At 71.4% G+C, this 14,651-nt stretch carries 15 protein-coding genes; 9 read left to right on the top strand and 6 right to left on the bottom strand.

What is annotated here, in order from left to right; all coding sequences use genetic code 11:
* Positions 1-101: 101 nt before the first annotated feature.
* From ACQPYK_RS13945 to ACQPYK_RS13935, 3 genes are all read left to right on the top strand, one after another.
* Positions 102-941 (top strand): helix-turn-helix domain-containing protein, encoded by an 840-nt coding sequence (locus ACQPYK_RS13945; protein WP_433255041.1) that lies wholly within the window; start codon positions 102-104, stop codon positions 939-941.
* On the top strand, positions 926-1,162 hold the full coding sequence (locus ACQPYK_RS13940) for a DUF397 domain-containing protein (RefSeq protein WP_433255039.1): 237 nt from the start codon (positions 926-928) through the stop codon (positions 1,160-1,162). The genes ACQPYK_RS13945 and ACQPYK_RS13940 overlap by 16 nt, the downstream gene beginning before the upstream one ends.
* 159 nt (positions 1,163-1,321) lie before the next feature.
* On the top strand, positions 1,322-1,726 hold the full coding sequence (locus tag ACQPYK_RS13935; protein WP_433258789.1) for a protein-tyrosine phosphatase family protein: 405 nt from the start codon (positions 1,322-1,324) through the stop codon (positions 1,724-1,726).
* Between the two features lie 138 nt (positions 1,727-1,864).
* Here ACQPYK_RS13935 and ACQPYK_RS13930 read toward each other — a convergent pair whose 3' ends face one another.
* From ACQPYK_RS13930 to ACQPYK_RS13920, 3 genes are all read right to left on the bottom strand, one after another.
* Positions 1,865-2,482: a TetR/AcrR family transcriptional regulator gene (locus tag ACQPYK_RS13930; protein ID WP_433255036.1), complete on the bottom strand. Its 618-nt coding sequence runs from the start codon at positions 2,480-2,482 to the stop codon at positions 1,865-1,867.
* Positions 2,483-2,489: 7 nt separating this feature from the next.
* Entirely contained in the window at positions 2,490-4,052 is a 1,563-nt protein-coding gene (locus ACQPYK_RS13925) for an MFS transporter (protein WP_433255033.1), read from the bottom strand.
* Positions 4,053-4,161: 109 nt separating this feature from the next.
* The gene (locus tag ACQPYK_RS13920; RefSeq protein WP_433255031.1) at positions 4,162-5,355 is read right to left on the bottom strand and encodes an MFS transporter; all 1,194 of its coding nucleotides are present in this window, start codon (positions 5,353-5,355) and stop codon (positions 4,162-4,164) included.
* A 162-nt stretch (positions 5,356-5,517) separates the two neighbouring features.
* On the opposite strand from ACQPYK_RS13920, the gene panB reads away from it, so the two are divergent.
* Complete coding sequence (gene panB, locus ACQPYK_RS13915; RefSeq protein ID WP_433255029.1) at positions 5,518-6,363, top strand: 3-methyl-2-oxobutanoate hydroxymethyltransferase; 846 nt, start codon at positions 5,518-5,520, stop codon at positions 6,361-6,363.
* A 179-nt stretch (positions 6,364-6,542) separates the two neighbouring features.
* On the opposite strand, the gene ACQPYK_RS13910 is transcribed toward panB, so the two are convergent.
* Both ACQPYK_RS13910 and ACQPYK_RS13905 read right to left on the bottom strand, forming a co-directional pair.
* The gene (locus ACQPYK_RS13910) at positions 6,543-7,550 is read right to left on the bottom strand and encodes a DUF2278 family protein (protein WP_433255026.1); all 1,008 of its coding nucleotides are present in this window, start codon (positions 7,548-7,550) and stop codon (positions 6,543-6,545) included.
* A gap of 55 nt (positions 7,551-7,605) precedes the next feature.
* Positions 7,606-8,778 carry a trans-sulfuration enzyme family protein gene (locus ACQPYK_RS13905; RefSeq protein WP_433255023.1) on the bottom strand — a complete coding sequence of 391 codons (1,173 nt, stop codon included), beginning with the start codon at positions 8,776-8,778 and terminating at the stop codon, positions 7,606-7,608.
* Between the two features lie 62 nt (positions 8,779-8,840).
* On the opposite strand from ACQPYK_RS13905, the gene ACQPYK_RS13900 reads away from it, so the two are divergent.
* The 5 genes from ACQPYK_RS13900 (at position 8,841) to ACQPYK_RS13880 (ending at position 13,820) form a co-directional block, all read left to right on the top strand.
* Complete coding sequence (locus ACQPYK_RS13900) at positions 8,841-10,274, top strand: PLP-dependent aminotransferase family protein (RefSeq protein WP_433255021.1); 1,434 nt, start codon at positions 8,841-8,843, stop codon at positions 10,272-10,274.
* 57 nt (positions 10,275-10,331) lie between these two features.
* Positions 10,332-11,240, top strand: coding sequence for an ABC transporter ATP-binding protein (locus ACQPYK_RS13895; RefSeq protein ID WP_433255018.1), 909 nt, complete (start codon positions 10,332-10,334; stop codon positions 11,238-11,240).
* Positions 11,237-12,013: an ABC transporter permease gene (locus tag ACQPYK_RS13890; protein ID WP_433255015.1), complete on the top strand. Its 777-nt coding sequence runs from the start codon at positions 11,237-11,239 to the stop codon at positions 12,011-12,013. The genes ACQPYK_RS13895 and ACQPYK_RS13890 overlap by 4 nt, the downstream gene beginning before the upstream one ends.
* Positions 12,014-12,023: 10 nt before the next feature.
* Complete coding sequence (locus tag ACQPYK_RS13885; RefSeq protein WP_433255012.1) at positions 12,024-13,127, top strand: sensor histidine kinase; 1,104 nt, start codon at positions 12,024-12,026, stop codon at positions 13,125-13,127.
* 87 nt (positions 13,128-13,214) lie between these two features.
* Positions 13,215-13,820: a response regulator transcription factor gene (locus tag ACQPYK_RS13880; RefSeq protein WP_433255009.1), complete on the top strand. Its 606-nt coding sequence runs from the start codon at positions 13,215-13,217 to the stop codon at positions 13,818-13,820.
* 80 nt (positions 13,821-13,900) lie between these two features.
* Here the strand turns inward: ACQPYK_RS13880 and npdG are convergent, their stop codons facing one another.
* Positions 13,901-14,566, bottom strand: coding sequence for an NADPH-dependent F420 reductase (npdG, locus tag ACQPYK_RS13875; protein ID WP_433255006.1), 666 nt, complete (start codon positions 14,564-14,566; stop codon positions 13,901-13,903).
* Positions 14,567-14,651 lie beyond the last annotated feature (85 nt).

Raw genomic sequence — 14,651 nt, 5'->3', positions numbered from 1 at the left:
GCTTCCTATTACGGCAACGTTCCATTACTTTTCGTAGTTGTTCGATTACGAAGCCTGCGGCGGTCTCACCGGGCGGGCTCGGCGCACGAAAGGAGCCTGTGATGCCCCCCTCACGCGAGCCCGACGGCGAGCCCAGCCCGCTGACCTTCTTCGCCTCCGAGCTTCGCCGCCTGCGCGAGCAGGCAGGATGGTCGCAGGGCCGGCTCGGCCAGGAGATCGCCTATTCGATCGGCCTGATCAGCATGGTCGAGACGGCCCGGCGCACCCCGTCGCTCGACTTCACCGAGCGGTGCGACCAGGCGCTCGGCTCCGGGGGCGTGCTCACCCGGATCTGGCCGATGCTGGCCTACGGCGCCCTGCCGTCGCGGTTTCGCCCCTGGGTGGACATCGAACGGCAGGCCCACACCCTGCGTGGCTGGGACCCATTGCTGGTCCCAGGGCTGTTGCAGACCTCCGACTATGCCCGCACGATTCTGCAGGCCGACCCGGGGGTGACCGACGAGCGGGTCGAGGAGCTGCTCACCGCCCGCCTGGAGCGGCAGAGACTGCTGGCGGGCGACGACCCTCCCCTGCTTTGGACCGTGCTCGACGAGGGGGTCCTGCACCGCGCCGTCGGCGGGCCGGAGGTCATGCGCGACCAACTCGCCGCCCTGCTGACCGCGTCCGAGCGCAGGCGGATCTCCGTGCAGGTCGTGCCCACGGGAGCGGGCGGAAGCGGAGGCGCGATCGCCGGGCTGGAAGGCGGATTCTTCATTGCGGGCGTCGAGGGCAGCCTGGATAGTGTGTTCGTGGAGTCCGCCACCGTGGGGCATGTCACGGACCATCCGCGTGACGTGGCGGTGATCTGCAAGCGTTACGAAACGATCCGCTCGGCAGCCCTGCCCGCGCGGGCCAGTGCCGACCTCATAGCGAAGGTGATGACGCGATGGCAGCAGACCTGACCGGCGCGACCTGGCGCAAGTCCTCTCTGAGCGGCTCCAGCGGCGGTAACTGCGTCGAGGTGGCCGTCGTGGACGCCCCCGGCGCCGGGCACAAGGCGGGCACCGGCCCCCTGCACGTGATCCGCGACTCCAAGGACCCCGACGGGCCCAAGCTGTTCTTCACCCGATCCGAATGGGACGCCTTCGTCGGCGGTGTGAAGCTCGGCGAGTTCGACGACTGACAAAACCCGACGACCGGTGCTCTGGCCGGGAGGGTTCACCGGGTCGGTCGCGGCGGCGTGCGGGCCGGTCGCCGGAGGCACGGCGGCCGGGTCCGGCACACGCGGCGGCGGGAGCGGGCGGGCTACGCTCGTTTCGTGATCGATTCCTGGGATCCCGCGATGGCGGGTGTGCTGCGCCTGCCCTCAGGTCGGCTCGTTCGCGGCCGGGGGCTGCGCCGTCCGCTTCCGGAGGGGCCGGAGCCCACCTTCGCGCTCTATCTGCTGGGCCGCCGACCGCCTCCCGTCGCCTGGGAGGCCCGCTGGCTGCGCTGGCCGGACTTCTGGTTGCCCTCCGACCGCGCCGCCGCCGGGAACGCACTGCGCGAGGCGTTGGCGCGGGCCGGGACCGAGCGCGTCGAGATCGCCTGCGCCGGCGGACGGGGGCGAACCGGCACGGCACTGGCCTGCCTCGCCGTCCTGGACGGGGTGCCGGGCCGCGAGGCGGTCGCCTACGTGCGGGAGCACTACGCGGCACACGCCGTGGAGACGCCCTGGCAGCGTCGCTTCGTCGCCCGCTTCCGGTAGCACGCCCGGCGCGTCGGCGACGGCTCCCGGCCGAAGCGCTGACAGACGGAACGCGGTGGGGCCCCTGTCACGTGACAGGGGCCCCACCGCGTTCCGGCCGCAACGGACGGGACGCTCCGGGTGGATGCCGGGCCGGGCTCAGCGCGGGGTGAGGCCGGACAGCAGGTGGTCGACGATCTGCTCGGCGATGCCGTCCGGGAACTCGTCGCATCCGTCGAATCCCATGGTCCGGGCGTACCACATCATCGTGCCGACCAACGACGCGATCACGATGGGCACGTCGAGATCGGGACGGAGCTCGCCGGTCGCGACGCCGCGCCGCAGCACGGCGGTCATCACCGCCCTGCGCGGCTCGATCGTGGCCTGGCGGATCCGCTCCACCAGGCGCGGATGCCGCTCGGCGTCGTTCATCGCGATGTTCATCACGCACCGGCTGCGCGCGTCGCACGAGTCGCGCCGGACGACCTCCAGGTAGGCGATGAGGTCCTCGCGGACCGACCTGCCCGCCATCTCGGGAAGGGGCGACTTGAGCGTCGTCAGCGCGTCGACGACCAGGTCCTCCTTGTTGGACCAGCGCCGGTAGATCGTGGTCTTGCCCACCCCGGCCCGGGCCGCGATCGCCTCGATCGACAGCTCGGCGATGCTCATGCCCTCGCCTATCAGGTCGAGGGTCGCCTCGATGATGGCTTTCTCTGCCTTGGCGCTGCGGGGACGGCCCGTCGGGCGGGCCGTCCGCGTCTCATCGGTCGTGGTCATCTCATGCCTACACTACCGCCGGTTCCTTCTCGTGATCCCTGTATGCGGCAGGTGCGGCCGGGGCGCTCTTGCCGGGCAGCCACCTCAGTGCCACCAGCGCTCCGAGCAGGGCGATCGCGGCCGAGACGACGGCGGTGACGTGCATGCCGTCGAGGAAGGCGTGCTTGGCGGGCTCGATCAGCGCCGCACCGCGCGCGCCGAGGCCGCCGGCGACGTTGAGCGTGCCGGTCAGGGACTCGCCCGCGAGGTGCCGGAGCTGCTCGGGCAGGCCGGTCAGCGCGGGGGCGATCTCGTCGCGGTAGGTCGCCGACAGCAGCGAACCGAGCAGGGCCACGCCGAGCGCGCCGGCGATCTGGCGGATCGTGTTGCTCATGGCCGAGCCGACGCCGGCCTTCTCCCGGGGCAGCGACTCCATGATCGCGGTGGTCGCGGGCGGCATGATGTTGGCCATCGCCCCACCCTGGACGAAGAAGACGATCTCGATCATCAGGACCGGGGTGCTCTCGTTCATCAGCGTGTAGCTGCCCAGCGCCGCGGCCACGATGACCATGCTCACGGTGGCGGTCAGCTTACCGCCGAAGCGCCTGGCCATCTGCTGGCTGAGCGGGGCGAAGATGAGCTGGGCGGCGGCGAACGGGATCATCAGCGCGCCCGCCTGCAGCGCGCTGAAGCCCAGCACGATCTGCAGGTAGAAGACCAGGAAGAACATCGCGCCCATCATCGCGAAGAACACGATGCCGATCATGCCGACCGCGGTGGCGAAGCGGGCGTCGCGGAAATAGGTGACGTCGAAGGCCGGGTGGTCGATGCGGCGCTCGTACCAGATGAAGGCGGCCAGCACGGCCACGCCGAGGACCGCCGGGACCAGCACCTCGGCACTGGCGACGGTGGCCAGTTCGCCGCCCCGGATGATGGCGTAGGTGACGGCGACGAGGCCCAGGATGGACAGGATCACGCCGACCGGGTCGAGCTTGGACGGCTTGGGGTCACGCGACTCGGGCACGACCAGCGTGATGAGCACCATGCTGATCACCACGATCGGCAGGTTGACCAGGAAGACCGAGCCCCACCAGAAGTTCTGGATGAGCAGGCCGCCGGTGATCGGGCCGATCGCCACGGCGATGCCGACGCCGCCGGCCCAGATGCCGATCGCCTTGCCGCGCTCCTGCGGCGGGAAGACGTTGGAGATGATGGCGAGCGTGGCCGGCATGATGGCGGCGCCGCCGATCCCCATGAACGCCCGGGCCACGATCAGCTGCGTGGGGTCCTGGGAGTAGGCGCTGGCGAGGGAGGCCAGGCCGAAGAGCACCATGCCGATCAGCAGCATGCGCTTGCGTCCGGTCCGGTCGCCGATGACCCCGAAAGTGAACAGCAGACCGGCGAAGACGAGCGTGTAGGAGTTGATCGCCCATTCCAGCTGGCTCTGGGTGGCTCCCAGGCCCTGCACCGGGTCGGCGATCGTCTTGAGGGCGACGTTGAGGATCGTGTTGTCGAGCACGACCGCCAGGAGGCTGAAAACCAGCACTCCCAGGACTTGCCACCGCCGGGGATGGCCAAGCTGCTGTTCCATAGGGGGACCCCGTTTTCGATACGCTAAAGTTTCGCAACGCAACCGTAGCGCTCGCGCTTTCGATACGCAACAGTTGCGTTTCGTATTAACGTGATGTTCACACGGGAAGTCAGACGGCGGCCGTGACGGGCTGCTCGACCGGCTCGGGAATCCGCCGCCAGAACGGCAGCGCGACCAGCACCATCACCACACCGACCACGCCGGCCGCGGCCAAGGCCCAGCCGGGACCGGCGCCGTCGATGATCGCTCCGGCGATCGGCGCGGAGGCGGCGCCGCCGATGAGCAGCGCCGTGCCGTGCAGGCCCATGGCCTCTCCCCGGGCCCCCACCGGAACCCAGCGGCTGAGCGTCTCGACCGTGGACGACAGCCCGGGGGCGCACAGCATCCCCGCCGGGACGAGCGCCACGAGCACCCACCGCCAGTCGGCGCCCACCAGCCCCACCGGGATGGTGAGCACGCCCATCGCGCCGATCAGGAGCAGCGGGGAGAAGCCTCGCGACAGCCCGCCGTACACGAAGCCGCCGATCAGCGAGTAGACGCACCACAGCCCGATCCCCAGGCCGGTCCAGGCCGTGGCGCCGGCCTGCTCGATCGTCGCCACCAGCGAGAGCTCGGTGGCGGTCAGCACGAAAGTGGACGCGGAGGCGGTCCCGAGCAGCGTGATGAGGCCCGGGGTCAGCCACTGCCGCCTGAGGACCTTCTCCTCCGGCGCCTCGAGCTCCTCGGCCGATCGGATCGGCGGGTTCAGCAGCGCCAGCGCCACGCCGGAACAGGTCAGACCGGCACCGACGACGCACATCGTCCACCCGCTGCCGAGCAGGGTGATGCCGACGACCCCGAGCGCGGGGCCGGTCATGTAGGCCAGCTCGACCATGATCGAGTCGAGGGAGAAACCGATCCGGCGCTGCTCGGACGGGACCAGCGCCGTCAGGCACTGCCTGATCACGCTGAAGACCGGCAGGGACAGCAGGCCGGCCGCCACCGAGGCGACCACCAGCACGGGGTAGGGCAGCGCCCAGGCGGAGGACCAGAAGGCTAGCTGGGCGACGGTGGTCACCAGCAGCACCGGGCGAAGGCCGTGCCTGTCGACGAACCGCCCGGCCAGCGGCGACCCGATCGCCATTCCCACCGTGGTGGCCGTGCCGACCGCCCCCGCCGCCAGCCACCCCAGACCGAGGCTGCGGATGTGCAGCGTCAGAGTGATGCCCATCGCCGTGGACGGGATCCGGGCGAGCAGCCCCACCAGCAGCAACGTCCGCACGCCCGGAAGGGTGAGCAGGCGACGGTAAGGTTCGATAGCCATTTTTATTGCTTACCTCCGCATGCATTGTGTCGTACGGCACCGGCACCACCGCCACTGGATTACCGGCGGGGTCAGGGGTGTTTAACAAGCCGACCGCGTGCAATCATCGGAAACGTCCGGGGACGCCACTGGGGCGCCTCGAGACTCCCCTGGAGGGTTTCCATGTCCTCTTCCGTCACCAGCCGGCCGACCGCTCTCTACGGCGGCCAGGCAGGACGAAGGATCACCGTCCGCGACATCGCCGCCGCCAAGGAACGGGGCGAGAAGTGGCCGATGGTCACCGCGTACGACGCGATGACCGCCAGGGTCTTCGACGAGGCCGGCATCCCCGTGCTGCTCGTCGGCGACTCGGCCGCCATGGTCGTGTACGGCTACGACTCGACACTGCCCGTGTCGGTGGACGACCTCATGCCACTGACGGCCGCCGTGGTGCGCGGCTCGTCGCGCGCGCTGGTGGTCGCCGACCTGCCGTTCGGCTCCTACCAGTCCTCACCGCAGCAGGCGCTGGAGACGGCCGCCCGCTTCATGAAGGAGGCCGGTGCCCACGCGGTCAAGCTTGAGGGCGGGCGGCGCGTGCTTCCCCAGGTCGAGGCCCTCGTCTCGGCCGGCATCCCCGTCATGGCCCACCTCGGCCTGACCCCACAGTCGGTCAACGCCTTCGGCGGTTACCGGGTGCAGGGGCGCGGCCAGTCGGGCGACGAACTCATGGCCGACGCCAAGGACCTGGAGTACGCCGGGGCCTTCTCGGTGGTCCTGGAGTGCGTTCCCACCGACCTCGCGGAGCGGGTCACCGCGTCCCTGTCGATTCCCACCATCGGCATCGGCGCCGGCCCGGCCACCGACGCCCAGGTCCTGGTCTGGCAGGACCTGATGGGGCTGACCCCCCACCCCGCCAAGTTCGTCAAGAAGTACTTCGACCTGGCCGAGGAGATGGACCGGGCGGTCCGCGCCTTCGCCGACGAGGTGACCACCGGAGCCTTCCCCACTTCCGAGCACAGCTACCACTGATCCGGCGCCGCCCCGGTGCCCGGGAGACTCCCGGGGCACCGGGGCGGCGGTACGCCCGCACGGTTCTCGAAGCACGACCCCCGGAAGCGGTTCTCGAAGCGCGGCCCTCGGAAGCGGTTCTCGGAAGCGCGGCCCTCGGAAGCGCTCAGAAGCAGGGGCCTCGAAAAGCGCTCCTGCGCTCAGAAGGTGACCGTCCAGCCCTCCCTGCCGCCCTGCGCCGCGGTGTAGGAGACCCCGTGGACCTTCAGGCCCGCGGCGTCCAGCAACGTGATCGCGCCGCCGCCGTTGCCCAGCGCGAACGGCGGGCCGGCGGCGACCGCGAGCGTGGCACCGGGGGCCAGCGTGCCGGCCGGCAGCGGGAAGGCGCTCTTGTGCCGGTCGGCCAGCTGCCATCCGGTGAGGTCGACCGGCCGTGGAGAGGCGTTCAGCAGGGTCACGACCTCGTGTTCGGGCGCGGGTCCGGCGGGATTGACCAGCGCGGCGAGGACGCGGACCGGCTCCTCGCCGGCACCCGGCCGCGCGGGCGTCCCGTCCAGGGTGTGCCCGGTGATGTCGTCGGTGTGCCAGGCCTGTGACTGGAAGGCCAGGAAGATCGCGATCCAGCGTGGTTCCGCGGGGAAGCGCAGGAGCAGGCCGCCGTCCTGCCACACACCGTCGTCTCCGCGGAAGCGCCCGGAGTTGCCCTGGTTCATGTGGATGTCGTGCACGCCGTTGCCCGGCCGGAACCCGAAGATCTTGTCGGGGGTCGCCGGTTCCGGGCCCCAGCGCTCACCGAAGGCATAGACGATCGCACCGGGGTCGGCGATCGCCCGCTGGACGTAGTGGTCGAGTTTGTCGGCCAGGTCGTTGTCGACCCCCGGGAGGTCGGGCGGGAGCGGGCGCAGAGCCGCCGGGTCGAACAGGTTGCCCCGGATGTAGTCGAGGGCCGCGCCGCCGGGACTGGACGGCAGCGCCGTCCAGCCCACCGCCGCCGGGGCGAGCGACTGGGCCGCCGGGTGCCGGAAGTCCTCGTCGACGAGCTGGAGCAGCTCCGACGGGGCCTGCTGGGACTCGACGTTGACCGCGACCCGATAGGAGGTCCCGGCCTCGTCGACGAGGTGGATCTGGTAGTGCGGGGTGTCGGCACCGCCCTCGCGCCGTCTGTCCACGGCCCGCCCGGCGAGAACCCCATAGCTCTTCAGCGGCATTGATCCACCTTCCGAACAGGATGATTTTTCCCACACACTGGCATTACACGAAAAATCAGGAAAGCGCCTGAGCGAAATCGGTCCACAGATCCTCGATGTGCTCGATGCCCACCGCGACCCGGACCGTGCCCTCGGCGATCCCGTGCCGGGCGAGCTCCTCGGCCGTCAGCGAGCGGTGCGAGGTGGTCGCCGGGTGCAGGATGAGCGTCTCGACGCCGCCGAGCGACGGGGCCAGCAGCGCCAGCCGTACCGAGCTCATGAACCGCTCCCCCGCCGCACGCCCGCCGGCCAGGTCGAAGGAGAAGACCCCTCCGAAGTCCGGCAGCAGCTTCGTGGCCAGCTCGTGCGAGGGGTGCGAGGGCAGGCCCGGCCAGTGCACGGCCGACACCGCCGGGTGGCTGTCCAGGCGCAGGGCCAGCTCGCGCGTGTTGGCGCAGTGGCGCTCCATGCGCAGCGGCAGCGTCTGGATGCCCCGCAGGGTGAGCCAGGCGGCGAACGGGTCGGCGGTGGCGCCCAGCTCGATCGCGAAGTGCCACACCTTCCGGTAGAGCTCCTCGGAGGCGAAGACCGCGATGCCGCCGAGCACGTCGGTGTGCCCGCTCAGGTATTTGGTCGTGGAGTGGACGACGACGTCGGCGCCGTGCTCCAGCGGGCGGCACAGGATCGGCGAGGCGAAGGTGTTGTCCACCACCGAGACGAGCCCGGCCTCACGGGCCACCGCGCACATCCCCGGCAGATCGGCCACCTGGGTCACCGGGTTGGCGATGGTCTCCAGGTAGACCATCCTGGTCTCCGGGCGCACGGCCGCGCGCAGCGCCGCCGGATCGTCCTGCGGGACGTAGGAGACCTCGATCTGGAATCGCCCGACCAGATCGTTGATCATGGCGGCGGTGCCGCCGTAGAGCGGCTTCTGCGCGATCAGGTGGTCGCCGGGCTTGAGCAGGCCGAGGAGCACGGAGTTGACGGCCCCCATGCCGGATCCGGTGGCGACGGCGCCGACGCCGCCTTCCAGCCCGGCAACGGCCTCCTCCAGCGACCGGACCGTCGGGTTCGACAGCCGCCCGTAGACGAAGGGACCGTCGGGACGGCCCATCCCGTCGGCGAAGACGGCCGGGTCGTCGAAGACGAAACCCGAGGTCTGGTAGATCGGCACCGAGATGGGGCGGCTGCCGTCGAGTCGCGGCTGGGGAAGGTGGACGGTGCGGGTCTCCGGACGAAGTTCAGTCATGCGACAAGAATGTCCGGTTCACGGGTTACTTGTCAGATCCAATCAGGCAAGATTGGTTCATCATGCGAGCCAATTATGAGCAACTGATCGCCCGGCTCGGCCGCTGGTCGTCCGGCCGGGGGCCGCTCTACCTCCTGCTCGCCGTACGACTGCGCGCCCTGATCGACGACGGCGAGCTGCCGCCCGACACCCTGCTCCCGCCCGACCGGGTCCTCGCGCGATGGCTGGCGGTGGGCCGGGGGACCGTGGTCGCGGCATACGACCAGCTCCAGCAGGAGGGCAAGGTGGTGCGCCGGCAGGGCAGCGGAACCCGGGTCTGCGCCGCCGAACCACCCGCCGTCCGCGACACGGTCGACGGCGTGGTCAACCCCCTGCTCCTGCACACTCTGACTCCGCCGGACGGTGTCATCCTGCTGACCTGCGCGGCGCCGGACGAGCCGCCCGCGGTGCTGATCGAGGCCTACCAGGAGGCGGCGGCCCGTCTGGCGCGGGTCCGGCACGACATCGGCTACCACCCGGCCGGGCATCCGGCGCTGCGCGAGGCGTTGGCGACCTACTATCGGACGCGCGGCGTGCCCACCACCGCCGGGCAGATCCTGGTCACCAACGGCGCGCAGCAGGCGCTGACCCTGCTCGCGAGGCTGCTGGTGTCGCCCGGGGACACGGTGCTGACCGAGGCGCCCACCTATCCCGGCGCGCTGGAGTCCTTCCGCGACGCCGCCGCCCTGTTCCGCACCGCGACCGACTCCGGGGAGTTCTGCGCGGCGCTGGCGGACCGGCCCGTACTGGGCTATGTCGTGCCGACCGGTCAGAATCCGACCGGCGGGATCATGCCCGCACCGGCCCGCCGCCGCCTGGCCGCACTCGCCGCCGAGCACGACGTGCCGCTCATCGACGACGAGGTCCCCGCCGAGCTCTGCTTCTCCGGCGAGCCGCCGCCCCCGCTGGTCTTCTACGGGATGCCGGAGCAGCTCATCACCATAGGCTCGCTGAGCAAGCTCGTCTGGGGCGGCCTGCGCGTCGGCTGGATCCGGGCGACGGCGTCGCTGATCACGCGGCTGGCCCGGTTGAGGGCCGTCCACGACCTCGGCGGCGACGTGCTCGCCCAGCTCGCCTCGGTCCGGCTGCTCTCCCGCATCGACGAGCTGCGCCGCGACCGCGCCGCGACACTGAGGCGGCGCCATGACCATCTGCGCGCCGAACTGGCTCGGCTACTGCCCTCCTGGACGACCGAGCCCGCGCTCGGCGGCCAGACGATCTGGGTGAGGCTGCCGCACGGCGACGCCGACGCCTTCGCCCAGGTGGCCCTGCGCCACCGGGTCGCGGTGCCGCCGGGACGTTCCTTCGACCCCTCCGGCGGCCACGGCGACCACCTGCGGCTGCCGTTCCTGTTCTCCGAGGAGACGCTCACCGAGTCCGTCACCCGGCTCGCCGCCGCCTGGCGCGACTACGACGGGGCCCGCCGCCCGCACGCCCTGCGCGCCCTCGTCGTCTGAGCGAAGTCGTGAATTCCTCACTGTCGCCGGATGCGCCCGATCTCCAGGATCGAAGGCATGACAGCGATTCAGGTGGATGGGCTGAGAAAGAGCTACGGGGATTTCACGGCCGTCGCGGATATCTCCTTCGACGTTCCACAGGGTGAGATCTTCGCCCTGCTCGGACGTAACGGCGCGGGGAAGACCACGACGACGGAGGTGCTGGCGGGCTTCCAGACCCCGGATGAGGGAGTGGTACGCGTGCTGGGCCTCGATCCGGTCGGGGATCGGGCCAGGGTGCGGGCGCGCACCGGGATCATGCTCCAGGAGGCGGGGTTCTTCCCGGACCTGACCGTGGCGCAGACCGTGGACGCCTGGCGGGACTTCGTCGCCGCCCCCCGGCCGCGCGCGCAGGCTCTGGAGCTCACCGGGCTGGGCGCCAAGGCCTCGACGAAGGTGCGCCAGCTCTCCGGCGGGGAGAAGCGTCGCCTGGATCTGGCCCTGGCCGTGCTGAGCCGGCCCGACGTCCTGTTCCTCGACGAGCCCACCACCGGGATGGACCCCGAGGCACGCCAGAACACCTGGGAGGTCATCCGGGACTTGGCCGGGGAGGGAACCACGATCCTGCTCACCACGCACTACCTGGAGGAGGCCCAGCGGCTGGCCGTCAGCATGGCGATCATGGATCGCGGGACGATCGTCGCGAGCGGCGGCATGGCCGAGACCCTGGCCGCCCGGACGGGGCGGGTCGCCTTCGAGCTTCCCTCCGGCGTCGCCCCGGAGGAACTGCCGGTGCCCGTCACCACGATGGAGGGCCACACCGCGGTCTGCCGGGTCGCCGACCCCGATCTCGCCGCCCAGACCCTGCTGGGCTGGGCCGGTGAGCGCGGCCTGCGCCTGCGCGGCCTGGAGGTCCGTACGGCGACGCTCGAAGATCTGTTCCTGGACCTCGCCGCCGGCGAGAAAGACGGAAGGAAGGTGGCGTGAGCGTGTCCACACGCGATCTGGCGGTGGTGACCCGGTTCAGCGGTCGCCTGTTCTGGCGGGACCGCACCGCGTTGAGCACGTCCGTGACGTTGTTCCTGGGGCTGGGCATCGGGCTGCCGTTCATGATGGACAAGATCCGCGCGGGGCACCCGGAGTTCCTGCTGGACCAGCATCTGGGAGTGCTCGCGATGGTCCTCACCCTCGCGACGTTCAGCCAGATCGCGGTCACGCTGACCGCCCGCCGCGACCAGCTCCTCCTCAAGCGGATGCGGACCACCGGGCTGAGCGACCGCGCCATCCTCGGCGGGGAGATCGGCAACCTGGTCGTCCAGGGCACGCTGCTGACCGCCGTGGTCTCGGTGTCGCTGTACGCGCTGACGAGCCTGCCGGTGCCGCGCGACCCGCTGCTGTATCTGGTGTTCGTGGTCGCCGGCGCCGCCGTCCTGTGCCTGCTGGGAGCGGCGTTCACGGCGATCGTCCCCCGCACGGAGCTGGCGGCCGTCATGGCCATGCCGGTCTTCTTCCTGGCCGGTGTCGGCGCCGGCGGCTTCGGCCCGATCCTGGAGATCCTTCCCGGCTGGGTCCGCACGGTGCTCGGCCTGCTGCCCACCGGCGCCGTCGTCGAGGCGGCCCAGGCGGCCTACGCGGCGGACGGCACCTTCGCCGGTGATCTGCGGGCGGCGGCCGTACCCGCGCTGAAGCTGGCCGTCTGGGCGGCGATCGGGCTCTTCGCGGTCAGCCGGTGGTTTCGATGGGACACCAGGAAGCCGTAGGTTTCCTGCCATGCGGACAACCCCCCAGCGCCTGGCCGTCGGCGTGGTCGTGCTGATCTCCGTGGGCTTCACGATCTCTCCGGCGATCCTGATGGTCCGGTACGGCGGAGCAGCCGGGATCGCGGTGCTCTCGGCTGTGCTGCCCGGATTCTTCATCCCGCACTTCCTGCACGTCCGCGCCGCCCTGCGCGGCGCCGAACCGGGCGGGCCGGTCGCCGGGCTCGTGGTGCAGGCGGCCGCCGCCTACGCCCCGATGGCGATCCTCCCGCCCGAGGCCGGCGGCTTCTGGTGGGGCGTCCACACCATCCTGCTCGGCTCGGTGCTCCTGCGCCTGCGGCCGCCGTTCGCCCTCGGCTGCCTGGTCCTGATGACGGTGGTCGACTTCGTCGCCGCCGGGAGCGGCGACCCGCGGGGTTTCGCTCCGCTCAACGGCCTCTACGCCGTCACGACCCTCTTCGTCACCGGGTTCGTGATCTACGGGGTGGTCCGGCTGGTCGTCGTCAGCAGGGAACTGGAGCAGGCCAGGATGGACCTGGCGGAGGCCGCGGTGCTGCGGGAGCGGCTGCGGATCTCCCGGGACCTGCACGACGGGCTGGGCAGCAGCCTGACCGCCGTCGCCCTCAAGGGAGACCTGGCCCGCAGGCTGGTCGGTCGCGACCCCGCGGCGGCGGAGGCGGAGCTGGCCGAGCTGATCCATGTGGCCAGGGACGCCGCCCAGGAGGTGCGGCAGGTGGCGCGAGGCTACCGGGAGATGTCGCTGACGGAGGAGGTGCACCGGGCGGTCGCGCTGCTGGAGGTCTCCGGGGTGAGCTGCCAGACCAACCTCGCCGAGCTCCGGTTGTCTCGGCCGGTCGACGAGGCGCTGGCCTGGGCGGTGCGCGAGGGGGTCACCAACGTGGTACGGCACAGCCAGGCGACGACCTGCTCGATCAGCACCTCCACGCACGGCGGCGCCGTACGGCTGGAGCTGGTCAACGACCGCGCCCGCAGGCGCTCGGCGGACGGCGCCGGCCTGACCGGCCTGAAGGAGCGGGCCGGCGGCCTGGGCGGCTCGGTCGAGGCGGAACGGACCGAGAGCGGCGGGTTCCGGCTCGCGATGGAGGTGCCGGCGTGACCGGCGGAGGCGGCGGATTCCGGCTCGCGGCGGAGGCATCGGCGTGACCGGCGGAAGGCGGGCTCCGATCGGCCAGGGGGTGCCGGCGTGATCCGGGTACTGCTCGCCGAGGACATGCACATGATCAGGGCGGCACTCGTCGCGCTGCTGGGACTGGAGCCCGACATCGACGTGGTCGCCGAGGTCGTCCGCGGCGACGACATCGTCCCCACGGCCCTGCGGACCCGGCCGGACGTGGCGGTGCTGGACATCGACCTGCCCGGTGTCGACGGCATCACCGCCTCGGCGGAGCTGCGGGAGAGGCTGCCCGGCTGCCGGATCCTGATCCTCACCGCCATGGGCCAGCCGGGCCAGGTGCGCCGGGCGCTGGCGGAGGGCATCGAGGCGTTCCTGGTCAAGGACGCCCCCGGCGACCGCCTGGCGGACGCGATCCGGCGCACCGCCCAGGGGCTGCGGGTGCTGGACCCCGAACTGGTCTCGGCGGCCATCGCGTACGGCGCGAGCCCGTTGACTCCCCGTGAGGCCACGGTGCTGAAGGAGGCCGCGCGGGGAGCCCCGGCGGAGGAGATCGCCGGACGGCTGCATCTGTCCGCCGGGACGGTGCGCAACTATCTGACCGGCGCCATCGCCAAGACCGGAGCCCGCAACAAGATCGACGCCGTCCGGATCGCCGAGGACGCGGGCTGGATCTGACCGGCGACGGGCCGCAGCTGACCGATGACGGGCCGCCGGAGAGATCCCGTTGCGGAAACCGGAGAACGGGCGGCGCGACCTCAGATGTCGGTGACGCGGAACCCGGCGTGGGCCTTGTAGCGGCGGTTGACGGAGATGAGGTTGGCGGTCAGCGCCTCGACCTGGTGGGCGTTGCGCAGGCGGCCGCCGTAGATGCCGCGGACGCCCGCGATCCGGCCGGCGAGCGCCTGGACCGTGTCGGTCGCCTCACGGTCGTCGCCCAGGACGAGGACGTCCAGGTCGACTTCGGCGACCTCGGGGTCCAACAGCAGGACGGCCGAGACGTGATGGAAGGCGGCGACCACACGGCTGTCCGGCAGGACCGCGGCGGCCTGCTGGGCGGCACTGCCCTCCTCGACGGCCAGCGCGTAGGCGCCCTGCTTGTCGAAGCCCAGCGGGTTGACACAGTCGATGACGATCTTTCCGGCCAGCTCGGCTCGCAGGGACTCCAAGGTGGACTTGTGGCCGTCCCACGGGATCGCCACGATCACCACGTCGGCCTCGGCGGCCACGGTCGCGTTGTCCGCACCGCGCGCCGACGCTCCGATGCCCTCCGCGGCCTCCCGCGCCCGCTCCGCGCTACGCGAACCGATCAGCACGGTGTGTCCCGCCATGGCGAATCGCCTGGCCAGACCCTTGCCCTGATCGCCGGTACCACCCAGGATCCCGATCGCGATCCCTCTCACGTCCACATTGTCAGTGCTCACTCGTCGCTCCTCGGCGTTGTTACGGGCTGGTCGGCACCGGGTTCACCGGCCCCCACGGCATGCTCAGATCATGCCAGGGCCCGTA

The organism is Streptosporangium sp. CA-135522 (assembly GCF_050949235.1).
GTDB lineage: Bacteria > Actinomycetota > Actinomycetes > Streptosporangiales > Streptosporangiaceae > Streptosporangium.
Note: the sequence above shows the minus strand (reverse complement) of the source record. Positions and strands in the feature narration are given on the sequence as shown.